Origin of the sequence: Porifericola rhodea (assembly GCF_030506305.1) — a bacterium.
Lineage (GTDB): Bacteria > Bacteroidota > Bacteroidia > Cytophagales > Cyclobacteriaceae > Catalinimonas > Catalinimonas rhodea.
This window is the reverse complement of record NZ_CP119421.1, coordinates 5,122,810-5,146,658: the sequence shown is the minus strand read 5'-3', so window position 1 is coordinate 5,146,658 and position 23,849 is coordinate 5,122,810. Positions and strand designations below refer to the sequence as shown.

Sequence of the window (23,849 nt, the reverse complement as noted above, 5' to 3'; positions counted from 1 at the left end):
TATGCAGTGGAAGGTATACACCATATTAAAATTAGTTTTATCTATCTTAATTTTGCTCGTCCTGGAGCTTAAGGTAGAGGCTCAACAAGTACCTCTGAGTCAGTATTATGTATCTCCATTAAATATGAATCCTGCGTTAGTCGGATGTAGTACTCGTCCTTTTATTTCTTTCCATCATCGCTCTCAATGGAACAGTTTTTCTAATAGTTATCCCATCAACATAGCATCTATCGTATACCCTATCGTTCAGAAGTACCCTAAAAAAACTTACAAAGGAGGTGTCGGACTACAGCTCATTCGTGAAGTTGCTGGTATGCAGGGTTGGCTTAAAAACACAGGTGTTCATTTTGCAGGTGCTTACAATCTGCCATTGGATTATAAATACAAGCATGTGATCTCCTTAGGGGTGGGTGCCGCATATACACAAAAAAATATACAAGCCGAAGGCCTCAAATGGGGGTCGCAGTACGATCAGGAGCATGGATATTCCTCGGATATTACACCTTCTATCAGTTTAGATCAAACACGCTTAGGATATTTTTCTGCAGAGGCAGGCATTGTATGGACCTATAATACTTTTAAAAACAGACTATTGAGCCCCTGGCAGGCCCAGAGCGGTATTTCCGTATCTAATATTAACCAACCCAATGTATCTTTTACCAATAGTGAAGAAGTAATACCTATGCTTTTAAAATGGTATGCCGGAGTGTCGTATTCAAAAAATAACTGGAAGCTACATCCACAAACCTTAGTGATGTGGAGAGGTAAAAGCTATCACTTTAATTTGGGTGCCTATGCTCAGTACAGAGTGAGCTATTCTGATTATAAGGGAAGCAGCACTAATTTGATCGGCGGTTTGTGGTACCGCTGGAATGATGCCATAGCAGTTTCTGGTGGAATCCAGCATCACAACATACAAATTGCTCTGAGCATGGATTTATCCAGTCACCCAACAATTGACTACCTGAGTACTGGGCAGGCCTGGGAGGCATCAGTAGTATACACCATCTTGAACAAAAAACAGAATGTAGGTAGGAGATTTACTCCACTGATATGAGAACGCTTTTATTATTTATATTGCTTAACTCTTTTTTGGCAGTTGCAAGCCCATGCAAAGCCGAATTCAAGCCTGACCCAATAAAAGAATTACTAAGGTCTGCTTATCAGCATTATTTGCAAGGGCAGTATTTTGAAGCTACACGCTACTACGATAAAGTGCTAGCCCTTGACTCAGTTAATAATAAAGCTCATTACTATTTGGCTTCATGCTTACAGCAACTGTTTCAGTATGATAAAGCACTACATCATTATCAACTGATTCAACCCAATGCTACGGCTGGCTATCCTCTTTTATCACTTAATCTGGGGTTAGTGTATAAATCACAGGGAAGTTATAAAAAAGCAAAGTCGTATTTTGAAGCCTTTCTGGATAATGTAAATAATTACAGGTTTGAAGATAAGGAGTATTGGACAGCTAAAGCCAAGGATGAGCTAAACAACATTGAGAAGCTTTATAAAACACCACTTTCTCCGCTAATTGAGATAGATCTAAAAAAAATGCCTGCTCCGATTAATACTGAATTTCATGATTTAGGGGGCGGCCTTTTTTACGATTCACTTAGCCTAATCGTTACTTCTACCCGACACGCAAGTAAAGGGCATCATTATCATGACCAACATGGACAATCTTATAGTGACAATTTTATATTTGGGCTAGATTCAAACAAATGGCATCCTATCTCTGCTAATAACTTTTCATCTACCAATTCACTTTTGGATGAGGGTCCTGGTTGCTTAAATACAAATTCCAATACCTTTTATTTTTCCAGATTCACATATAAGGGTGACTATCATATTTATGAGAGTACGCTGCACAATGGTGAATGGTCTGATCCCAGGCCTCTATCCGGGGCCGTCAATCTTCCGGGGTATATCAGCAAGCACCCTTCACTTACTACAAGTGGAGACACACTTTTCTTTTCGTCTAACCGCCCTGGAGGTTATGGAGAAAGCGATATCTGGATGAGTGTGAAGATAAACGGAAAATGGAGTGAACCAAAAAACCTGGGTGACAAGGTAAATACAGCTTATCAGGAAGTGGCCCCTCATTGGTATGCCTCGCAGCAGTCACTGTTTTTTTCCTCAAATGGGCAGCCTGGATGGGGTGGCTTTGATTTATATATGGCTGTCAGTGTTGGGGAGCATACTTTTTCTCAGGTGATGAATCTAGGCAAACCATTCAATTCACCTAAGGATGATACTTATATTTATGTTAGCAAAAATTCAGGCTATATCACGACCAATAGAAGCGAAGCTAATACTGGTTTTGATATCTATGAATATCGCTACAATGATAAGCCTAAAGTGCTCCTCACCTTAAATAGTAAAAGCTCTGTTGACGACTGGGTTTCTGAACTTTACACGCAGCAGAGAAAAAAAGAGATGGGTGAGTTGTACCAGTATTTTGAACAACTGCCACCAGAAGAGAAAGCTAGATTACAGAGGAGCTCTCAGTACAGAATATTTCAGGCGCTCATGGCAGATAGTACTTTTGCCCAAGCTATAGAAAATCTACAGCATATAAGCGGTAATGATATAGAAATGCTGGATGAACTTGTAGAAAACAAGTTGAGCTTATACCAATCTTTTCAGATTGAAGAATGGAGTCCTAAACTTGAAAAATGGTTTTCTGAACTGGACTCAGAACAAAAGCAGAAAATTGATAAAATGGCTGATCTGCTGGTATTTAGAAATTTGTTAGAGCAAAACGATGTAGATGCTCAAAACGAAAATTATGTTTATCAGGAACTATCAACAGAACAAAAAAAATATGTAGACCAGGCTACTGCCTATGGTTTAAGGCATTTTAAGCAGGCCTCTAACACTTCAGTAAAACTTGAAGATCTTTATCAGTGGCAGTCACTTCCTCCTGAAGAAAAAGAGAGCCTGGGTAAAGAACTGAGGCAAAGGTACTTTGAAAAGGTAGTAATTTCCGATGAAACTTCTGCCGAGAAGTGGCAGGTGCAGTATGAGCAACTTCCTTCAGAGGAAAAGAGCAAAATAGATAAGTATGCCAGAGCTTTAGTTTTTGAAAAAAGCGAAGATGGGGCACTTTTACTCAGCGACGATGAGTTTCTAAATAATGCTTCTGAAGCGGAAAAGTTAAATTTATTAGCATTGGTAATGTACAGAGCCAGTCAGCTTCAGGATGATAGTGAGACTAGTGAGCAGAGAAAATGGGAAGAATTACCACTGGAAGAAAAAAGTCGCCTGGAGCGTGCTGTAAGTAATCGTACATTTACAACTCGGATGGTTTTGGATTTCAGCATTCGTAATAATAATGATACCAGAGAAATCAGCCTTCGTACCCTCATTGCTTCAAATCCTGATATTGTAAAGATCCGCGGAAGCTTGAAAAAAGTAGATAAGCCCAGCCTTATTACTCTAGTCAGCCAGAATAAAGAGGTGAGTACTTATACAAATGAAGGAGAGTTTATTTTTGATCGGGTAGATTATTCAAAACTTCGTCAGCTAAGCGTAGGCGAACGGGGAGATAATCTGGCTGATATGCTGGCAGTATCCCTGAGCGAACTGGAGTTTACTGTAGTTCAGGATTCACAGTTTATAAGCTCTTTTGACAATATCTATTTTGAAACCAATAGCTCAGAAATAAAAGTTGAAGCAGATTCTATACTGAACAAAATTTTGAGCTTTCATCAACTTTTTCCTGACGTGAGTATACAAGTGCATGCTTATGCAGATAGTATTGGTAGCAAAACTTATAATTTAGCATTAAGTGAACGTAGAGGTCAGGCAGTATACACAGCATTGGTAGAAAAAGGAGTACAAGCCCAAAAGTTAGAGGTTTTTGCCAGAGGTGTAGAAAATCTGAAAACTGATCAGACTTTATCATATAGCAGAAGAGTAGAGTTTAAGGTAAGTGGAGTTAATACCACATACAATCCTACACAAACTATTTATCTACTAAGCACCGATACAGATATACACAACATTGCCAAAAAATATACGGTCCCTATTCATCAGGTAAGTGTGAGCAAGCAGGGACTTACTGGTGCAGAATCACCCTATAGGGTCTATCAAATCCAGACTAATATAGTACGACAATGAGGAGTAGTTTATTGATATTAGGTCTATTATACTTGCTTTCTTGGCAATGCCTGGGGCAAACACCTGAAAGATGGGAAAAAAGCATCAGGTTTGATCGCTTACCCAATGCGATTCAGGATAGTTTAAGTCAAAAACAGGTTAATTGTTTATTAAGACATGAAAACGGTACTACCTGGTTTGGTACTAAGGAAGGCTTACTTTTATACAATGGACAGGAAATTCTAACCGTAAAAGACACCACTACTTCAGGCGTTTCTATTGAGGAAATTGACATACAGACGCTAATGCAAGTGTCTAATGGAGATATTTGGATCGGCACCGAGAATCATGGTGCTATTTGTTACTCGATCACAGACACAGAGTTTAAGCAGTATCAACTGATATCTACTTCTCAGGCAAACCGTACTATCTCTTCAGTTTTAAGTTTCTGTGAAGGTAAAGGTCAAAGAATTTGGGCGGGTACCTTTGGTGGAGGAGTCTATTTTCTGGATAAAAACAAGACTGCATTTCGTGCATTTGAAGATAAAAACGATTCTACTAATGTGCTTTCTACATCAGTGGTTATGGATCTGCATGAAGACAGGCACGGAATTATTTGGGGAGCTACTTTTGGAAATGGCCTGATCAGGATAGATCCTCATTATCATACCTACAAGCAATATTCAGCTAACAGCGAAGGTGTTTCTTTACCTACAAACGACCTTTTTTGCCTGGAAGAAGGAGAGGAGGGGACACTCTGGATAGGTACCTATGGTCATGGTATGCTTCAGTATGATCGCCGTAATGAAACTTTCAATATGCCTTTTGCAGACTTAGAAAGTAGCTTTATTGAAAGTATACAATACTATCATTCTTATTTGTGGATTGCTACCCAAAATAATGGCTTATGGGCATATGATAGTCGGAACAGAAAACTACATGCGTTTCAGAAAAAACTTAATGAACCCTATTCTTTATTAGATAATCATGTAAGTCATGTATCTGTAGATGCTTATGGCACCTTGTGGGTAATTACAGAAAAAGGAGTTAATATCGGCCATGCGGAAAGTTTCGCTTTCACTTTTTTTGGCAAAAATTCTGAGTCTGATCTATTCCAGCCTATTACTGCCCTCACTAAAGATAATAAAGGTGATTTATGGGTAGGTACTGCCAATGCGACTTTGTATCAGTGGGCAATGGTTAATGGTGCCTATACCCTTATAAAGCACACTACGAATCAGTTTTCTGAGCTAGAAGATGGACTCACCAGTAATATTATTACCGCATTGGAACATGATGATGAAGGAGGGGTGTGGTTAGGAACATCTAATGGTGCAATAGCGCGCTGGGATCAAACGCTAAAGCACTGGGTATCTTACCAGCTGCCGGCTAGTGAAAATTTTGGAAATCGGGATGCTATTGAGTCTATATACCAGGACTCACAAGGGCGGCTTTGGATAGGAGTACTTGAAAAAGGACTGTTTTTCTGGGATAGAGAGCAAGATAGTATCCGTTCAGCCTCTCAACTGGCGCCGACTTTAGGAAGCTCCTTTACTCCTAAAGTTTTTGCTGAAAATAATAACTACTTATGGATAGGGACTATTAGCCGCGGACTTATTCAGCTTGACAAAAGTAATGCGCAAGTGGTACGCTACAATAGTACGCTTAGCGATAATCCAAATGTTCTCTCCAGTGATCAGATTACAGGGCTGGTAGTCAAAAATAACAACCTTTGGATTGGTACATTTGATAAGGGAGTTTGCAGGCTTAACATTACAACTGGGGGGATAGAGCAAATTAATGAGTCAGACGGATTGTTCAGCAATCAGGTTACCAGCCTATCTAAAGGAAACGGAAATGATATTTGGGTGGGTTCTGTTAAAGGAATTTCCGCATATAACACTCAAAACAGCAATGTAAGGCTCTATTCCAGCGAAGAATATCTGGGAGGTAAAGAGCTTATGCATTTTAGTTTTGATGGTGACGAAGATAAATTATACTATGGAGCACTAACAGGTGTATTACAGTTAGAATTATCAGGTAAGACAAACAGATTTAAACAAGCACCTTTATTAATTACTCGCTTTTCCTCTAAACAGAAAAACCTGAATTTTAATGGAGGCAAAAATACTCAGGAAGCTATTCACCTATCTTACGACGACAATGCTATTGAAATTAGTTTTGCTCTTCAACAGTATTTGTTTACAAAGAATCATCAGTACGAATATCGTCTTGAAGGTCTTGAAAATGAGTGGAAAGCAGTAGGTCATCGTACTTTGGCATCTTATACAAATCTATCTCCTGGAACTTATAAATTTTATATAAGGGCACGTGCTGATTATGGTAACTTCACAAATCTTAACCAGCCATTAATCATCATAGTACACCCTGCCTGGTATCAGACTTTACTGTTTAGAGTATCCGCTATACTTGTGGTGCTAGGTATTGTTGTCGCAGTATATTATTACCGTATTGCCAGTGTTGAAAAACACAATCGTGTGTTAGAAGCTCAGGTAGCTGAACGAACTCGTGAGCTTACAAACAAAAATGAATACATAGAAAAACAGCATCATGATATTCAGCTTCAAAATCAGAAGCTGGAAGAAGCCAAGTCTATAATTCAGCAAAAAAACGATGATTTACAACATCTGAATGAAGCACTGGAAGAAAGAGTAAAGCAACGAACACAGGAATTAGCCGCTACAAATGAAGCTCTTCTTACTACCAATGAAGAACTGGATTTATTTGTATACCGTGCCTACCATGATATTATTGGACCCATAGCAAGAATAGAGGGGCTATGCCAACTTGCTACTCTGGGTGCTAAGCCAGAAACTATGGAATATCTTGAGAAGCTTCAGGATAATTGCCTGAAGGCTAGAACTACACTTCAAAAAGTATTACAGATACATCATGTCCGCCATCATGAGATTAATCAGACTCAAGTCAGTCTACAGGATCTAATTACTCAAATTTATGAGACCGAACGCTGCAAACTGAACGATGTACTGCACAATATCAGCTTTACGGTAGAGGGAACTCTAGATATTCAAATCAATACTGACCTTGAACTGATGACCCAGGTGTTGACCAGCTTATTAAATAATGCCATTCAATACAGTCATTCCTCTGCTGACTCCTGGATAAAGGTTAAAATAGAAAAGAATGTGCACGATGAACTACAGATAGTAGTTGAGGATAATGGCGAAGGTATTGTAGAAAGTGTACGCGATAAAGTATTTTCTATGTTTTTTAGAGGACATGAGACTAAAAGTGGAACTGGCCTAGGACTTTATATTGCGCGCCTGGCATTAGAAAAATTAAATGGAACAATTACCTACGAACAGGATAATACATGCACTCGCTTCACCGTAGTTATTGATACAAATGAAAATCATGCTGTCCCAATCTCGTCTATTAGTCAGGCGCAGCCCATAGACTCAATATCTTAAAGCCGTAGTTTCAGCTCTTTTGTTCTTGATTGAGAGGCTTGAAGCCTCCCGCGGAGGCTATTAGTTTAGAAGGATAGCGATGAAGAAGTTCTTCGTAATTTTTGACTTTACTTAAATAAACTGCGGCTACACGCTGGTAGTTGTTATGAGCAATTTGCAGTTGGTGATAAGCTTCGCTGTAAGGAGAGTCCTTGATATAATCCTGAGGTATGTCGTTGATTGAAGCATTAACTTTTTTTTCTGCTTCAATTTTTTCTACTGTGCTTATTTGCCCCTCCTCATAATCGTTCAGGCTATTCTTCACCCTTTGTACAGTTTGTAGTAGGGTAGCATCTTCATGACTAATATTAGCCATTCTTTTGATTATAGTGCTGCGTAAAGCTGCCTGCTGAAAGACCAGTTTGGAAGCTTGCTCAGCTTCAGCTTTCTTTAGTTTAATACTATTATAATTAACAATAGCCCAAAGAAAAATAAAGCCAAGCAAGGCTAGTATGATTGGCAAATAGCCCATACAAAATGTTTAGATGCTTAGTATTTTTACCATTCTAAGTAAGTCCTGCTCCAAAGGTTTAGCGGTATTGATACACTCCTTAAAACTGGTATAAACTACTCTGTTATTGATAATACCGGCCATCATATTCTTTTTACCTCCTAGTAGACCTTCCAGAGCAGCCAAACCTAGGCGGCTACCGATAATGCGGTCCATAGCGGTTGGGGCTCCTCCACGCTGCATATGACCCAGGATAGATACTTTCAGGTCTTTACCTTTAAGTCTGGATTTTACTTTATTAACCACTTCCATTGCGCCTCCTTCTTCATCGCCCTCGGCGACCACTACAATTGAAGAAGTTTTTTCAGTATTTCTTCCCTGGTTTAGGTCAAAGATTACGTCATCAATAGAAGTACTGGTTTCAGGAACCATAATAAGTTCGGCACCACCACCAATACCTGACTGTATGGCAATGTAACCGGAATCACGACCCATTACTTCAATAAAGAATATACGATCGTGTGAGTTGGCTGTATCACGAATTTTGTCTATGGCTTCTAAGGCAGTGTTTACTGCGGTGTCAAACCCGATAGTGTAATCCGTTCCGTAAAGGTCGTTGTCTATAGTACCGGGAGCGCCCACAATAGGGAAACCATATTCTTCATGGAAAACGCTGGCACCGGTAAAAGTACCATCACCACCAATTACTACTAAACCTTCAATTCCTCTTCTCTGTAATTGTTGATAAGCTTTTTTTCTACCTTCTTTAGTACGAAATTCTGTACTTCTGGCAGATTTGAGGATGGTACCACCCTTTTGAATGATGTTACTAACGGAGTAAGATTTCATTTTATAGATATCTCCTTCAATTAGTCCGTTGTATCCATATTTAATACCGTAAGCTTCTACCCCATGATAGATAGCTCCTCTGATTACAGCCCTAAGACAGGCATTCATACCTGGTGCATCCCCTCCCGAGGTCAATACCGCAATTTTTTTCATAGAAAAAAATGACTAAGATTTGAGTGTAAAACTAAAGTGAAAGTAAACGTTCATCCTCGTAGCTGTTAAATGCTGGTTTTAACATAGACTTTTGGCATAACGCTCTTTCTAATAAGAAGTATTCATTATAATTGACCGTAAATTTTAAAAAAAATTCATTAAATAAAACGTATTGCTTCATTTTTCATGAAAATTCCTTTCCTGAACTTACAAAGACAGCAAAAAGAGCTGCTTCAGCCCGTTCAAAAGCTATTGACGGAAACAATGCTTGAAGATATACTTTTAGGCGGTAAAGCAGTACATACTTTTGAAGATAAGTTCGCCCGCTATCTAAATGTAAAATATGTAATCGCTTGTGCTAATTGTACTGATGCGCTGGAAATTGCCCTTCGGGCCTTGCAAATTGGACAAGGAGATGAGGTGATAGTGCCAGCAAATGGCTGGATGTCAGCTGCTGAAGCAGTCTGTCTGCTTGGAGCTGTTCCTGTTTTTGTAGATAGCCTTGTGGATCGCTATACTATAGACCCGGATAAAATAGAAACGAAAATCACCAGTCGTACCAAAGCAATAATTCCTATTCACCTTTACGGCTATGGGGCTGATATGGAGCGGATTATGGGCATCGCTGCTGCTTATGGTCTTAAAGTTATTGAAGATTGCGCACAGGCACAGGGGGCAACTATTCAAGGAAAAAAAGCTGGAAGCTGGGGAGATATTGCCGCTTTTAGTTTTTACCCTACCAAAAACTTGGGGGCAATAGGAGATGCAGGCGCGTTAGCAACAAATGATGAAGAACTGTCTACAACTTGCCGTCAGATTGCTAATCATGGTCAATCAGGAAAAAACTGTCATGTCCGTCTGGGTAGAAATAGCCGGATGGACAGCTTTCAGGCAGCGGTACTATCTTATAAACTGGGGCTTTTAGATCAATGGAACTTAAGGAGGCGAGAACTGGCTCAGCGTTATAACAATGCGCTTCAACCTTATTATCTGCATCTGCCTCAGGAAGATGAAGGGTATTTTCATGTATATCATTTATATGTTATTCGTTGTGCTGATAGAAAAAGGTTAACCAAATTACTGGGAGAGAAAGGTGTAGGTACGGCAGTGCATTATCCAGAAGCGGTAGCAGATATGCAGGTGTTTGAAGCTTATAGCTTTGCCGATACACCTGTAGCAAGTAAACAATGCCATGAGCTTTTATCACTACCTCTATATCCACAGCTAACAGATGAAGAGCAGATGTACATAATTGAGGCTATGAAAGAGGCTTTAAGTGAAATGGACCAACAAATTGTTTAGTACCTGTTGATTAGCGCCTTAGCTTTATCTAAGTAACCCTCAATTAATTTGTTGATCTGTGGATCAGTATTAGAGAAGTAGATAGCAGAGGTAAAAATGATTGTAACTAATACTCCTTTTATTAGAATATCCAGTATAAAGTGCTGAGCAGGAGGTACCAAAATTACCAGGCCATAAGTGACTAAAGCAATAATTAATATAAAGAGGTGAGCCCATTTGTAGGGCTGGAAGCCAAATTTGGCATACAGAAAAAAATATCTTGCTATATTAACTATAATAACTGATAGCAAAGAGGCCAGTGCCGCTCCGCTAATTCCCATAATTGGCAGTAGCCAGTAATTGCTAAGTATCAGTAATGCTACCCAGGCCAGCATAATGTAGGTATTCGTGCGATAGTATTCAGAATAACCAATAATTACGTCATTTACTCCTCCAGCCATCTTCACAATATTCATGAGTCCAACATATAAAATAACATATTTACCGGCTTCATAAGACTCCGGGAGTATTTCAAACACATTATCAATATTTATCCATATGCCGAGAAAGAAAAAGCAGCCTGCAACTAGTTGGGTAATAGTACTTTGTGTATAAATACTGGCTACAACTTTAAGATTATTATGTTTGAATGCATCAGCAATCATGGTAGGGGCGATGCCCCTAAGAGCTCTGGAGGGCAATAAAACCAGTGTGCCAAAGTAAAAAGTTGTCAGGTATACGCCTACTTCTGCATCTGAATAAAAGCTGTTGATCATAATACTATCAATCCTGATGATAGCCAGCGTTCCAAATCCAGTAACCAAGCTGAATAAACTAAGACTCAACATGCCTTGTCTTCTTTCTTTGGTTAACAGGCTAAAATCCGGACGGAGACTTAATTCTCCTTTCCAATACAGAAAAAGCAAAAGTAGCAGAACCAGTACACCGCGAGAAATAACATACCAGTTGAGATAATCGTCAAATTGATAGATATCCCAGATAAAAAGGAAGACTAAAACCAATACAAACAAGCGAGAGATGGTCTCATTGAGAAGGGAGCCAGTGGTAGCATTATAGAGTGCCCGGTTGTAGATGTCCAGAATGACAAAGAGCAAAGAAAAAAGTGTAAAAGGAATAATCAGATAGATATGTTTTGCAAACAAAGAGTCTACGCCGGCATCTTCAATCATCCAGGGCTTTATGATAAAAAAGATAGCGAGAAACAATAAATACCCACTGAGCACCACCATTACAAGCAAAAAGAAAAAGCCATGATGCTGTTTCTCTTTATCTCTGAAGTAGGGAAAAAACTTTATTGTGGCACCGCCAAAGCCTAATGTGGCAGCCTGCGCGAATACAGAACTCCATGACACCAGCAAGCCAATTACTCCAATCTGAGATTCAGTCAGGTATTTGGGATACACCAGGGCACTGGTTACAAAACCAATCAGCACACCTATATAGATGTATATGGTAGACTTAAGGGTTTGGCGTTGAATTATACCCACAGTGGTAAGTTAAGAAAGGTAAAAGCTGATTTGTTGTTGCAGGTCGGAAATGCTGATCTGTGGGGCAAGGTCAGAGCGATATTCAAAAGTTTCTGGAAGTTTTTTTCCTGTCTGTTTCCAATGTTGGTATTGCTGAGTATTAGGATTCAGGTATATGTAAAAATTCTCCCACTCAAAAGTGTATCGTACTTCTTCAGATGACAAAGCCTGCTCGTGTATTTTTTCTGTCAGCCTGGGTCCTGTATCTTGCTTTGCAAGCTTTAAGCCCATAGCCCTTACCAGCTTTTCTAGGGTGTAAGCAGACATTTTTGGTACAAATACTTCTCCGCCTTTCATACACTCCAATACCTTTAGAGCTGAATGTACACCTTCTTCCATACTTAGGCTAAAGCGGCTCATTTTAGGTTGCGTAATTCTGACTTCGTGCTGAGCACTATCTTCGTTAAGCGCATACAGAACCGAACCACGGGAGCCAAATAAATTGCCTAGTCTTATTATGGCAAACTGGGTAAGATCTGCATACTTCTCATTAGCACCGACTAATAGCTTTTCAGCACTTAGCTTAGATGCTCCGTAGAGGGTGGTTGGGTATACTGCCTTATCAGTAGATAAGGCTATTACCTTTTCTACCTGCTCATGCACAGCAGCTCTGATAAGGTTGCGTGTGCCATCTATATTGGTTTTTATAAACTCTTCAGGATATACTTCTCCGCTTATATTTTGCTTAAGTGCAGCGGCATGAATTACTACATCAATATTACGACAGGCTTCAGTTAAGGCCTTTTCATCACGTACATCACCAATGATGAAGCGAAGGTTGGTTACTTCGTTGTATTTTCTGCGCATCTGGTACTGCTTGTACTCATCGCGAGAGAAAACGGTGATAGAAGAGAAAGATTGCTTAATACCAAGCAGGTGTCCAATTAGCGCTTGCCCAAATGAGCCTGTTCCCCCAGTAACTAGTATTGATTTCCCTGTCAGCTTGTTCATGACTTATGTTGAGATTGATTATCCTGCGCCAGGAGTCTAGCTAATTTAAGGTCGTATTCACTAAAAATTCCTAAACTAGCCTGTTGGTCAATTACAACATGTCCTACCTTTCCGCAGATAAACTGCTGCTCTTTTTTAAAAATCTCAGATTTGGTTACAGATATACCCCCTGTGTATTTAAACAAAGCCTCGCGTTCTAGTTTGGTAAACTTGTCCTGGTTTAGTATAGCCTGCATTCCATGACCGTGATGCTGAAAGAATAAATGTGTATCTGGTCGTACAGAAATTAAAGAATCTGAATCAAAAAGATAAAGTGTATTTATCGCATTATCTAATGTTAAAGCATCTACAAAAGGAAACTCAATTGAGAGGACAGCTATAGCAGAAGGGTTGAAAGCCTCCATATGTTTATGTGTCAAAATATGGTTGACAGTACCTACTAGCCCTACATTTAATCTTGCCTGCTCAGTAGGTCGGCTTACAAAGAAGACTTTATCCTGATATTTTTGCTGTACAAATTGTTTTACTTTCTCATCAGGAGAGCTTACCACTACCTGTTTGATATTTTCTGCGAGCAGTGCCTGATCAATCTTGTGCTCCAAAAATGTTTTGTCATCAAGTAAGGTAAAAGCAAGCTTGTTATTGACCGCATTGGCATCCCTAACAGGAATTACAGCAACTGTATTATATTTTGCCTTATCTTCTTTCAGGTAGTCTTTGTTGATGGTAGCTCGTGTGGTAAGAATACGGTTTTCGTTCTTGGTCAGGTTGTTGCCGTGCTGGCGGTAATAAAACAAAGGAGTGTTAATGTTTGACACTTTGTGCTGTGCCGTAAACTTCACCCAGAGTTCATACCCGTCCTGACAGCTGTAATCTTCATTATAGCCTCCCAGCTCTTTTAAAAAACTAGTTCGGATCATCGTACAAGCCCCATGAGCTGCCTGGTCTAAAAGCGATACTTCTTTGTCAAAATCATGCCTTTTATGGATAGATTCAGGAGTACCGTTTTCATCAGTAATGTAGTAATCAGGGAATACCAAACCTAGCTCATCATCACGCTCCAAAGCGTTGGACATCACTAATAACGCATTATGGTCAAGAAAGTCATCAGCATCTAAACGCATGATGTACTTGCCGTTAGAAACTCTTAAAGCAATGTTATTGGTAACGTTAAGCCCTTTATTCTTTTGGAAGATTACTTTGATTTTAGGGTTGTCAGCATAAGCTTCTATTAATTCACGTGAGTTGTCTGTAGACCCGTCGTCTATAATAATGATTTCAAAATCATCCAGCGTTTGTTGAAGCACACTTTCTACTGCCTGGGAGATATACTTACCGTAATTATAATTGGTAATATATACGGTTACCAGCACTTCGTGGTCTATCACTTTTACTACATCTGACATAGAGATGAATTATGCTTTATGTTTGTTTTTGGGAACCCCTACTAAAGTTAGGCCATCAGATAGTTTGGCTTCGTCCATCATTTGTTGCAGACTTAACTGAACATCACTGGTCTGGGTAAGAACTTCATACTGGTCCAGTTTATGTCCTAATTGCATAAAGAGCTCATAAACATCCATACCATAGTACCAGGCGGCTACGGGGTAGAAGTCTGTCTGGTAGTAAGCCTCAGCAGCAGAACCATCTGTGTAACAGCTGATATGCCCCATAGGGTCCAGGTGTCTTACAATGCTTTGGTTTAGGATATTCTGAATAAAACCACTGAGGGAGTTCCAGCGGGGTAATTTGGCAATTACCATTCCCGCATCGCTACTTTCAAATATAGACTGGCTTACGTTTAGAAGCTCTTTAGGGTTAGGAGTATGTTCCAACAAACCCCAGAAAGTAACTACATCATAACCAGAGTATTGATTGTATACCTGAGTGTAGTCATTTCCGTCTAACTCTATACCCCAAATGTCTTTAGAGAATTTACGGCTAGACTCACTAAGCTCTATGCCATCTGCCTGAAGACCAGAACGGCGGCAGGCTTCTACAAAATGTCCTGCACCCGAGCCTACATCAAGTATTTTTTCTGGCTTACGGCCATATTGCTTCTCAAATACTTTTACCATCCAGTCTCTCCAGGGTACAGCAATTGCCTGAAGTCGTGATTCAGCAGCACTTTTATCTGTGTAGGTAGATGCATAGTTTACATCGCTGAGGTAAAAATTATGGATGGCATTAGGGTTAGGACGATTTAAAACATAGATGTGGGTGCATGCCTTGCACTGCGCGTAATTTGCTCCATATACGTTAAGCTGGCTTACTGCTTTGTCTGAACTGCTACCGCATACCGGACACTCTTTTACCATCTCTGCACCTGCTTCAGCATACACTTCAGTACGAGTTTTCTGGAAATATTCCAGGGTCTTTTTTAGGTTGCCTACTATGTTTTTTTTGAGTGAAAGCAGGTCTGTTTTTTTCCCCAGATAGGTATCTATTTTGAAGCTTTGCAACTCGCCATTGCTTTCCCTAATCCACTGCTCAGTACTCTGTGTCTGATGCTTAATTGTTAATGCATCTTTTCTAAACCATTCCATAATATTATTCAAATAAGTTCCAGTCTAATTTTTGATGTGCGAGCACATCTGCTTTTAACTTTTTACCAACTACTTTATCAAAATAGCGAGCATCTATACCGTGGTTAGGCCTTAGGCTTATCAGGTCACCCTCCGAAACGATAGTGCCCGCCTCCATATTCCTGGCAGGGTATACTGCTCTACGAAATGTAGTTCTGTGGTCGCCCTCTACTTCAAGCGGTCTTTTTAGAGCATTACCCTGTAATAATATGATGTCAGTAATTTTTTTACCCAAGTCCTGCACTTCATCTTTGGTAAGAGACACTTTATGATCTCTAAAAGTTTTACCATCTCTGCTATCTGTAAAATGAAACTCTAATACTTTTGCTCCCATTGCCGCAGCTATTTCCAAAGCTTTACTCCCCTCTGTATGATCAGAGTAGCCTACGGTAAGTTGGGTAGACTGTTTAAGGAGTTCCATTACAGAAAGATTAGCATCCTGATAGGGGATAGGGTACATGGAAGTGCACTGTAAGATGGCCAGGTAATCTGGGTGCTTATATCGTTCATCCAGAGATTGTATGTATTCTACTGCTTCTAAAACCTCCTGTAAAGTAGCTAAACCGGTAGATATAATGATAGGCTTCCCTAACTTTGCTATTGCTTTGATTACATTATAGGCTGTAAGATCACCTGAGCCTATCTTATAAATAGGCATATATGGATCTATCCAATGCAAATACTCTGGGTTCCAGACAGAAGCCATAAAGCCTGCACCTGCTGCTTCGCATCTCTTGGCTAGACTAATGTACTGCTCCCGAGATAACTCAAATTTTTTAAAATGAGCATTTCTCTGAGCCCCCTCTAAACGGCTTACAAGAGAGTCGCCGCTGTACATCTGATACTTGATGTAATCGGCACCTGACGCTATGGCCAGGTCAGTAAGTTTTAGTGCGTACTCAAAATCTCCTTCATGATTTCCACCAATTTCTGCGATGAGTAGGGGGCCAAATTTTCCGTTCCAGGGACTGTTCATTTTACTTTTTTTGCTTGCTGATAATAGTGTATTAGTTCTGATAGTTCAGGTGTGTTGCCTGCTTCCGGCATTAGGGAATAAATGGCTTTAGCTAAGTTCAAATCTTCAGGAGTATCTATAGCCAGGTGCGCCCCCTCTGCTTCTGGCACCGTTTGATTGTAAAAATATTGTCGTTTACCCAAGTTTTCGTGCTCGTACAGATACAAAGTGACATGCTCCTGGTAATGAGAATTATTTAAAAATTTTTGCAGGCAATGCGCATAAAAAGATATTTTAACCAATTCTACACTCATACCAAAAGGATAAGTTCTGTTCTTTACATTGCTTAAAAAATCATATGAGGGATTTTGAGAAACTACCTTAAGCATTTCCTGTATACAATCCGTGGCTACAAACAGGTTATCACCATTAATGCGAAAAGCAAAATCGTACTGATAATATTTAGCGCACAAATAAAAGCGCTCAGCCACATTATCCAGACTACCTCGGAAAAAATTGATCTGATGTGTATTGCAAAAAGAAACGATAGGCTCGTCAGTATCAGAGTCTGAGGTAGCCACAACAATTTTTTCTTTAGTAAATATTGTCTCAAGGGCCTGATATATTTGTAGGAGTATCGGTTTAGCACCTACCTGCATCAGAGCTTTACCGGGAAGCCTGTTAGAATTATACCGTGCTAAAATAATGCAACCAATGCGCATACAGCTATTTGTGATTTGAACTAGGGCAAAGTTAGAAAAAACTACGAACTGATGTGTGAGTGTCTATTCTCTGAAAGAAATATGCTTGGCCGGTATACCACCTACAATTTCATAAGGCTGTACATCTTCCTTAACCACAGCCCCAGCTGCTATTACTGCTCCATCATGTATAGTAACACCCTTTAAAATTTTTGCTCCTGTTGCTATCCACACATCATTTCCGATATGTATTGGAGCCGTAATGTTGGGCTGCTGATTCATAAGGGTATCTTTAGCTATACCATGGTCACTATCAACTAGGTATACAAAGGGAGCAATCTGACAATTATTACCAATACTTATTTGCTGAGAGGCAAAGATGTAAGTATGATACCCAATCGTTGTATTATCACCAATGCTAACAGAAGATTGTTCGTTGCAGGGACATATTTTTGCCCCTTCTTTAACAATTACATGATCACCGATGCTAATCAGTTTTGGGTATCGCATAAAGGATGCATTTTTTTCAAAAAACACCCCCTTTCCACATCTACCCAGCCGCTTCTTTATATTCCAGATACGAAGTTTATCTTTAATAGTCGGCTTAATATGCTTACGAAGTTGCAGGTTAGCCATTAGTTTCTTTAAGTGTTAGCCGGTCAAACGCATCAATATAGGAACCCGGTGTCAGGTTGTAAATATTTGTTTTTTGTGCTTTTGCGTATTCTTTTAATTCCCAGTACGATCGGAAAGAATAGTAAAACTTATGCAGAATTTCATGAAGCCTGCGCTCTTTACGGGTACTCCCTACATACATGGGCCTAGCCTCATCGGTATAGGTTTTTGATTTAAGGTGGTCGTCATAAAAATGTTTTTGGCTTAGGTATACTTTATTATCGTCTGAAACGATAATTTCTTGTAGCCAGGAGTGATCCGCACCAGTAATAAAACAGTTCTTAAATCCCATATTCAGGGCAAGGGTCAGGGTGCCTACCAGTACATTATGCGGACGTGGCATGCCTAACCACTGACGGAAGTACCAATGGCTCAAACAGGTGAGCCCCTCTACAGGTGTGTTGTTAAAATATGCAATATTAATTTTAGCGTTCTTGCTTAGAATATTCTTCCAGCTTTGGTGTTTCCTGGCTAGTACTGGTACAAAAAGGGTTAGTTCCCATTCAGTCTTCTCTACCAACTCATAAAATATTTTATACCTCTCTTCTTTCCAGCCTGGTTTCTCTTCCTTTGCCCAAAAATCTGGAGCAACAATAACATAGTAGTTCGGTTTTACAATCTGATAGGCATGAGTTCTTACAAAATTGTTAACGCAAAAAACTACTTTGTTTTCCAGAAAAGACAAATCCTCTTTTAAAAATTTTTTTAGAGAAGGTCCATTACCCAGGATTACACAGTCTTGGTAAGGGCTTTGGTTTTTTATCCTTTTTAGAAAGAATTTACTTAGCAGCAGCACTTTAAAAGTAGTAAGCAAAGATGCTAAAATATTATCTAAAAAGGTGATATGTTTTGGTTTCATGTGGTAGCCGTATTGCTAAAGGTTTATATTCTCAATCTTATCGGAAAAAGCCCAGCAGCACCCAATACCTGAACTTCATGAGCATCCAACCTTTGGCTAACTCTCCTTTTAGTGTATAAAGGATAAACAAAATGAAAGTACCTCCGATTTTAATGAGTTCTTCTAAAGCTCTTTTTACTTTTTCGGTTCCATTTTCGTTTTTCAACCTTCTTTTTTCACTTTGCCCGACACCTTCTGCCAGCCCCTGTATATATTCCATTTTCAGGCGTTTTGGGGGAATCACATGCTCTACAATCACATCAGGCACATAGTAGACTGCTTCATTATTTTTCTTAAGCCGGTAAATCATTTCTTTTTCATCACCGCCCATCAGTCCACTTCCTATGCGCCCCAGTTTGACATTAAAAAGTCCATAGCGCTCAAAAACAGATTTGCGAAAAGTTACATTTGCTCCTACAGGAAATTTTCTGCCAGTAAAAGCTTTGGGGTGCTTGCCCATATCTAATGCGGAAACTAATGGTAGTAAATAATGCGACATCCATTTTGGCTTCTTTTCCAGATATGCGGGTATAATTTTTCCACCTATAGCCTTTACATCATTTCGCTTATTAAAGAACTTAATAATATTACTCCCAAATTCAGGGTGTACAAAGGCATCATCATCAATATAAGCAATCAGGCTACCCTCAGATTCGTTTACTCCTCTGTTTCTGGCATAGGAATGGCCTTGTTGCATCTCCAGACAGTATTTAATCCTCATTTCCGGATGTTGACTGATAAACTCCTGACAGATTTTCTCGGTATTATCTGTACTGTTGTTATTAACAACAATTACTTCAAACTGATCATTATCAAGTGTTTGACGGCTTAGGTGATCCAGCGTTTTTCCAATAAATTCCTCCCGATTGTATGTGCAGATTACAATAGATAGTACAGGTGCAGCAGTCTCCATTTTCTACTTACTTAAGCTTTTTGCTTATTTTCTTTTACACTCACTCCGATGCTAGCAAGCAAGAGCAGGCTTACTAATATTGTACATACCAATGATACTTTGCTTCCTATAAAATAGGACTGAGGTTTAAACTCAAACCTAATGCTGTGCTGTCCGGCAGGTATGGCTAGCCCACGTAGTATGTAGTTTACTCGTACATGTTCTACGGCTTCATCGTCAATATAGGCCTGCCAGCCTTCCGGATAATAGATTTCTGAGAATACAGCAAAGCTTTCTTTAGCTGCATCTACTTTATAGCTAATGGCGTTGGGCGCGTAGTTTGTCATTTGTATACTACCCTCACTGCTAAAACTAGTGTTGTCCAACTGAAAATCTGAAGTGTTAATGATAGCAGTATTAGATAAGTCTGTATTCCCCAATGCATTGATTGCTTCATCAGCATTAGATACTGGATTTACCTGATTTACCAGCCAGGCATTACCCAGAGCCTGCTCATTTACAATTACAGCGTTCTTTACATCACCTGCCTTGAAATAACGTGCGTTAAGCATATTAAGCACCGATATGTTGGTGAAGTTTGTATTTCCATTCTGAAGGTTCTGTATAATACTTACCAACTCATCATTTAAATAATAATTAATCAGATCCTGATAACGACCGATTTTAGCCCCATGATATCCGCCAATAGAGGAATGGTAATAAGAGGTAATTCCATCGTTCCAGGGATTCCTTAAGTTTAGTACTCTGGCTCTATCTTCATTTTGTTCCAGTATAAAGTTATCAGCCTCCGATGCAGACATGAGGTCGTATTTATTACGGTCTCTTACGTAGCTGCCTTCGTCCAGAAAGCGCGCTCCAACTGTCCATAAATCCAGTGTTGATAAGGCAATAACACCAATAGCTAAACCTGCATACGGAACGCTCTTTCCTTTGTAGAAGAACATTAAGGCTGCTGCTAATAGGGTAAATATTAAAGAACGAATGGTATCACTTCTCAATAAAGCCTCACGGTCTTCTATTACTGCATCTACCAGAGTTTGATTGCCCATCTGCATTAGACGGCTGTCCTGAGGACTTTCAAAGCTCATGCTGCCTCCAAAAATTAGTATAAGCAGCAATAGTCCGGCCGGTATGCCTACCGCCGTGTAGAAGCGTTTTTTAGTAGCATTGTTCCATTCACTTCTAAGTAGGTATTCAATCCCTAACATTCCTAGAAATGGAATACAAAGCAGCGCTATAACTAATGCCATCTCTACTACCCGGAACTTGTTGTAGCCGGGCAAAATATCATACACCAAATAATTAAATGCGCTGAAGTTGTGCCCCCAACTTAGCATGATAGAAAATACTGTTGCTATGATCAGCCATGTACGATGTACTTTGGGCGCAAAAAAGCATCCTACAAAGAAAAGAAGCGCTATGACAGCCCCGGCATAGGTAGGGCCAGCGGTACTGGGCTTACTACCCCAGTAGGTAGGAGCATTATTTACAAAGCTTTGGGCCTGCTGTGGACTTACGTTTGCTCTCTGAAGCATCTCTCCTAAATTAGAATCCATGCCAATATTACGATTGCTGGCTCCGCCGGAAAAATCCGGAATCATCAGTGTAAATGTCTCGGCAATGCCAATACTGTAACTAAATACATAGTCTCTGTCCAGACCTTTATCGTCTCCGGTACTGGCGCTTTCTGTTAGTGGAGAAGGGCCACGGGTAGAATACTGACCATACTGGTAGGTGTTCCATAGCCTACCCAGATTAGTGCCGGCACCCAATGCTGCGGCAAGTATGAGTATTAGAGATTTAGTTATAAAAGGTTTGAGGTCTTTTTTCTTAATGGCATCTACCAGCATCGTGATACCATAAATAAGCACAATAAGTAATAGATAATAGGTGATTTGAAGGTGGTTACTATCAATTTCTAACGCTAGGGCCAAAGCAGTTAGCGTAAAGCCCCATAGCAGTTTGCCCCGATAAGTAAGATGTATACCGGCAAGTACCAATGGCATGTAAGCGATAGCTTCTATCTTCCAGATGTGTCCGGCCTCCAGGCTAACAATATTAAATGTGCCCAGGCCATAGGCTATTGCTCCTGCAATGGCTAGATAGGGCCTAACGCCAAAGATCAAGAGCATAATGTAAAAGCTCAGGAAGCACTTAAAGATAACTTCTGCCTGCCGGGGTAGCCAGAAGGAATATAGGTTTTGCATAAAATCAATAATAGCTTCGCCTTCATAGCGAATGCTTATCAGATAAGCAGGCATACCTGAAAACATAGCATTGGTCCATAAGGCTTCTTCTCCGGTTCGCTCACGGTATTCTTTGATTTCCTGTCCGGAAGATAAGCCCATAATGACATCGTTCTGCTGTATGCTTTTATTCTCAAAAAACATAGGGCTAAAAAAGACGATAGTGACAACCAAAAAGATAACAATGGCCACAACATGAGGAAGTACCTGCTTCTTAAAATCAATTTTAAGCATGTGAAAAATGATTATATGCAAATTTAGATAGGCAGCGAAGTTAGCATGCTGCGAGAAAAGATAAATGATTATGTATTAAAAGTTTAATCTTTAGGATATACTTCTTTCTTTAGGTCATGCTCATTTTACTTATATTCAGTGTTCTTGCTTAGTTTTTTCCTAACCAAACTCTTACCCAAATATGAAGAAGACTCTACCAGTATGTTTTTTTGCTATTTTTTTAACCTTAATACCTGCTGTTTTAATTGCTCAAAGCTATCCTCCAAAACGTGAGTTTAGGGGGGTATGGGTAGCTTCAGTCGCCAATATTGACTGGCCGTCTTCTCAGGGGCTTACTCCAGAAGAACAAAGGAACGAGTTCAAAGAACTGGTTACTTTTCATAAGAACAACGGGCTCAATGCTCTTATCGTACAGGTCAGGCCAAATGCAGATGCACTATACGACTCATCTTATGAGCCCTGGTCGCGTTGGTTAACCGGCAAAGAGGGTAAGGCTCCAGAGCCATATTATGATCCGCTGGCATTTATGATAAAGGAGTGTCGTCAGCAAGGTATGGAGTTTCATGCCTGGTTTAATCCTTACCGGGCTATTTTTGATTTCAACAAAGCAGAAATTGATTCTGTTAGCCATGTCTTTTTTGATCATCCGGAGTGGATAGTCACCTACGGAAAACATGCTTATCTGGATCCTGGCATACCAGGGGCAAGAGAGCATGTAGTCAATGTTATAATGGACGTAGTGAACCGCTACGAAATTGATGGAGTACACTTTGACGACTACTTTTACCCCTATAAAATAGATACACTTCAGTTTTCTGATAGTACTACTTTTCAACGGTACAACGAAGGTTTTGGAAATATTGAGGACTGGCGACGAAACAATATCAATATGTTGGTAAAATCAGTCTACGATAGCATACAGTCAGTTAAGCCCCACGTAAAGTTTGGTGTTAGCCCTTTTGGTGTCTGGAGGAATCAGGACGTAGACCCTACCGGGTCTGATAGTAAGGCCGGACAGACCAGCTATGATGATCTTTACGCCGATGTGTTAACCTGGCTTAAGAATGGATGGATTGACTATGTTGTGCCTCAGATATATTTTAGCATAGGCTACCCACCAGCCGACTATGAGAAGCTACTGGACTGGTGGAGCCGAAACACCTACGGCCGACAACTGTATATTGGACAAGCAGCTTATAAAGTAAATAACAATCATGATAGATCCTGGCTAGAGCCTACCCAGATTGGAAAGCAGATTGATATGAACCGCCGAAATTTTCAGGTAGACGGTAGTATCTACTTTAGCGCACGCTCATTCAACAAAAATCCTTTGGGGTTGGCAGATACGCTCAGGCGTAACCATTATCGTTATCCTGCCCTTATTCCGCAGATGAGTTGGTTACCTAAAAGTGAGCTACAACCACCATTAGAAGTTAAGGCAGCTAGAGACCGTCATGAAGTACTGGTTCAGTGGAACGAAGATATCCATCAGGATGTGCGCTATTATATCGTCTATGCTGAGGAAGGGGAGAGCGAGCCTAACCTTAGCGATAGCAAGACGATCATCGGCAGAACTTACAGCCCCCACCTGTCATTTAAAGAGAAAGGTAGGGGGCTATTTAGAAAGAAGCACACCATTGTAGTAACTGCTGTAGACCGACAGCATCAGGAGAGTATTCCTAGCCGCCCCATTCGGCTAAAGCTTCATTCTTTAAAAGATTAGATTCTAAAATGAGGCTGCAACATAGTAGCCTCATTTTTTTTCTGATGTATGAGTATATTCAACCTGGATCAACCTAAACTCACATTACC

The 23,849-nt window shown here is 40.0% G+C and carries 17 protein-coding genes; 5 read left to right on the top strand and 12 right to left on the bottom strand.

Annotated elements, in window-relative coordinates; translation table 11 throughout:
- The first annotated feature begins 1 nt into the window (after position 1).
- From PZB74_RS21225 to PZB74_RS21215, 3 genes are read left to right on the top strand one after another with little or no spacing between them, the layout of a single operon-like run.
- Complete coding sequence (locus PZB74_RS21225) at positions 2–1,057, top strand: PorP/SprF family type IX secretion system membrane protein (protein ID WP_302239316.1); 1,056 nt, start codon at positions 2–4, stop codon at positions 1,055–1,057.
- Positions 1,054–4,128, top strand: coding sequence for an OmpA family protein (locus PZB74_RS21220; protein ID WP_302239314.1), 3,075 nt, complete (start codon positions 1,054–1,056; stop codon positions 4,126–4,128). The genes PZB74_RS21225 and PZB74_RS21220 overlap by 4 nt, the downstream gene beginning before the upstream one ends.
- A gap of 32 nt (positions 4,129–4,160) precedes the next feature.
- Complete coding sequence (locus PZB74_RS21215) at positions 4,161–7,559, top strand: ligand-binding sensor domain-containing protein (protein WP_302239312.1); 3,399 nt, start codon at positions 4,161–4,163, stop codon at positions 7,557–7,559.
- 10 nt (positions 7,560–7,569) lie between these two features.
- Here PZB74_RS21215 and PZB74_RS21210 read toward each other — a convergent pair whose 3' ends face one another.
- The gene (locus tag PZB74_RS21210; RefSeq protein ID WP_302239310.1) at positions 7,570–8,070 is read right to left on the bottom strand and encodes a hypothetical protein; all 501 of its coding nucleotides are present in this window, start codon (positions 8,068–8,070) and stop codon (positions 7,570–7,572) included.
- Positions 8,071–8,079: 9 nt separating this feature from the next.
- Positions 8,080–9,051: a 6-phosphofructokinase gene (gene pfkA, locus PZB74_RS21205; protein WP_302239308.1), complete on the bottom strand. Its 972-nt coding sequence runs from the start codon at positions 9,049–9,051 to the stop codon at positions 8,080–8,082.
- Positions 9,052–9,237: 186 nt separating this feature from the next.
- On the opposite strand from pfkA, the gene PZB74_RS21200 reads away from it, so the two are divergent.
- Positions 9,238–10,353 carry a DegT/DnrJ/EryC1/StrS family aminotransferase gene (locus PZB74_RS21200; protein WP_302239306.1) on the top strand — a complete coding sequence of 372 codons (1,116 nt, stop codon included), beginning with the start codon at positions 9,238–9,240 and terminating at the stop codon, positions 10,351–10,353.
- Here the strand turns inward: PZB74_RS21200 and PZB74_RS21195 are convergent.
- The 10 genes from PZB74_RS21195 to PZB74_RS21150 form a co-directional block, all read right to left on the bottom strand.
- Positions 10,350–11,840, bottom strand: a complete 1,491-nt coding sequence (locus PZB74_RS21195; protein WP_302239305.1) for an oligosaccharide flippase family protein — start codon at positions 11,838–11,840, stop codon at positions 10,350–10,352. The genes PZB74_RS21200 and PZB74_RS21195 overlap by 4 nt on opposite strands.
- A 9-nt stretch (positions 11,841–11,849) precedes the next feature.
- Positions 11,850–12,830, bottom strand: coding sequence for a polysaccharide biosynthesis protein (locus PZB74_RS21190; protein WP_302239304.1), 981 nt, complete (start codon positions 12,828–12,830; stop codon positions 11,850–11,852).
- On the bottom strand, positions 12,827–14,236 hold the full coding sequence (locus PZB74_RS21185; protein WP_302239303.1) for a glycosyltransferase: 1,410 nt from the start codon (positions 14,234–14,236) through the stop codon (positions 12,827–12,829). The genes PZB74_RS21190 and PZB74_RS21185 overlap by 4 nt, the downstream gene beginning before the upstream one ends.
- Positions 14,237–14,245: 9 nt before the next feature.
- The gene (locus PZB74_RS21180; RefSeq protein WP_302239301.1) at positions 14,246–15,376 is read right to left on the bottom strand and encodes a class I SAM-dependent methyltransferase; all 1,131 of its coding nucleotides are present in this window, start codon (positions 15,374–15,376) and stop codon (positions 14,246–14,248) included.
- A gap of 4 nt (positions 15,377–15,380) precedes the next feature.
- Positions 15,381–16,391, bottom strand: coding sequence for an N-acetylneuraminate synthase family protein (locus PZB74_RS21175; RefSeq protein ID WP_302239300.1), 1,011 nt, complete (start codon positions 16,389–16,391; stop codon positions 15,381–15,383).
- The gene (locus tag PZB74_RS21170) at positions 16,388–17,092 is read right to left on the bottom strand and encodes a cytidylyltransferase domain-containing protein (RefSeq protein ID WP_302239299.1); all 705 of its coding nucleotides are present in this window, start codon (positions 17,090–17,092) and stop codon (positions 16,388–16,390) included. The genes PZB74_RS21175 and PZB74_RS21170 overlap by 4 nt, the downstream gene beginning before the upstream one ends.
- A 63-nt stretch (positions 17,093–17,155) precedes the next feature.
- Positions 17,156–17,707 carry an acyltransferase gene (locus PZB74_RS21165; protein ID WP_302239297.1) on the bottom strand — a complete coding sequence of 184 codons (552 nt, stop codon included), beginning with the start codon at positions 17,705–17,707 and terminating at the stop codon, positions 17,156–17,158.
- Positions 17,700–18,605: a motility associated factor glycosyltransferase family protein gene (locus PZB74_RS21160; RefSeq protein WP_302239295.1), complete on the bottom strand. Its 906-nt coding sequence runs from the start codon at positions 18,603–18,605 to the stop codon at positions 17,700–17,702. The genes PZB74_RS21165 and PZB74_RS21160 overlap by 8 nt, the downstream gene beginning before the upstream one ends.
- A 37-nt stretch (positions 18,606–18,642) precedes the next feature.
- Entirely contained in the window at positions 18,643–19,557 is a 915-nt protein-coding gene (locus tag PZB74_RS21155; RefSeq protein WP_302239294.1) for a glycosyltransferase, read from the bottom strand.
- Between the two features lie 11 nt (positions 19,558–19,568).
- Positions 19,569–22,037 carry a YfhO family protein gene (locus PZB74_RS21150; protein WP_302239291.1) on the bottom strand — a complete coding sequence of 823 codons (2,469 nt, stop codon included), beginning with the start codon at positions 22,035–22,037 and terminating at the stop codon, positions 19,569–19,571.
- 181 nt (positions 22,038–22,218) lie between these two features.
- Between PZB74_RS21150 and PZB74_RS21145 the strand changes: the two genes are divergently transcribed.
- Positions 22,219–23,760, top strand: coding sequence for a glycoside hydrolase family 10-like protein (locus PZB74_RS21145; protein WP_302239289.1), 1,542 nt, complete (start codon positions 22,219–22,221; stop codon positions 23,758–23,760).
- Positions 23,761–23,849: the final 89 nt, after the last annotated feature.

What these genes read in the sequence shown, in the direction of transcription:
- PZB74_RS21210 (WP_302239310.1), bottom strand. Translation starts at nt 8,070, where the DNA reads ATGGGCTATTTGCCAATCATACTAGCCTTGCTTGGCTTTATTTTTCTT.
- PZB74_RS21225 (WP_302239316.1), top strand. Translation starts at nt 2, where the DNA reads ATGCAGTGGAAGGTATACACCATATTAAAATTAGTTTTATCTATCTTA.
- PZB74_RS21185 (WP_302239303.1), bottom strand. Translation starts at nt 14,236, where the DNA reads ATGTCAGATGTAGTAAAAGTGATAGACCACGAAGTGCTGGTAACCGTA.
- PZB74_RS21200 (WP_302239306.1), top strand. Translation starts at nt 9,238, where the DNA reads ATGAAAATTCCTTTCCTGAACTTACAAAGACAGCAAAAAGAGCTGCTT.
- PZB74_RS21160 (WP_302239295.1), bottom strand. Translation starts at nt 18,605, where the DNA reads ATGAAACCAAAACATATCACCTTTTTAGATAATATTTTAGCATCTTTG.
- PZB74_RS21170 (WP_302239299.1), bottom strand. Translation starts at nt 17,092, where the DNA reads ATGCGCATTGGTTGCATTATTTTAGCACGGTATAATTCTAACAGGCTT.
- PZB74_RS21190 (WP_302239304.1), bottom strand. Translation starts at nt 12,830, where the DNA reads ATGAACAAGCTGACAGGGAAATCAATACTAGTTACTGGGGGAACAGGC.
- PZB74_RS21180 (WP_302239301.1), bottom strand. Translation starts at nt 15,376, where the DNA reads ATGGAATGGTTTAGAAAAGATGCATTAACAATTAAGCATCAGACACAG.
- PZB74_RS21175 (WP_302239300.1), bottom strand. Translation starts at nt 16,391, where the DNA reads ATGAACAGTCCCTGGAACGGAAAATTTGGCCCCCTACTCATCGCAGAA.
- PZB74_RS21150 (WP_302239291.1), bottom strand. Translation starts at nt 22,037, where the DNA reads ATGCTTAAAATTGATTTTAAGAAGCAGGTACTTCCTCATGTTGTGGCC.
- PZB74_RS21220 (WP_302239314.1), top strand. Translation starts at nt 1,054, where the DNA reads ATGAGAACGCTTTTATTATTTATATTGCTTAACTCTTTTTTGGCAGTT.
- PZB74_RS21155 (WP_302239294.1), bottom strand. Translation starts at nt 19,557, where the DNA reads ATGGAGACTGCTGCACCTGTACTATCTATTGTAATCTGCACATACAAT.
- PZB74_RS21165 (WP_302239297.1), bottom strand. Translation starts at nt 17,707, where the DNA reads ATGGCTAACCTGCAACTTCGTAAGCATATTAAGCCGACTATTAAAGAT.
- PZB74_RS21145 (WP_302239289.1), top strand. Translation starts at nt 22,219, where the DNA reads ATGAAGAAGACTCTACCAGTATGTTTTTTTGCTATTTTTTTAACCTTA.
- pfkA (WP_302239308.1), bottom strand. Translation starts at nt 9,051, where the DNA reads ATGAAAAAAATTGCGGTATTGACCTCGGGAGGGGATGCACCAGGTATG.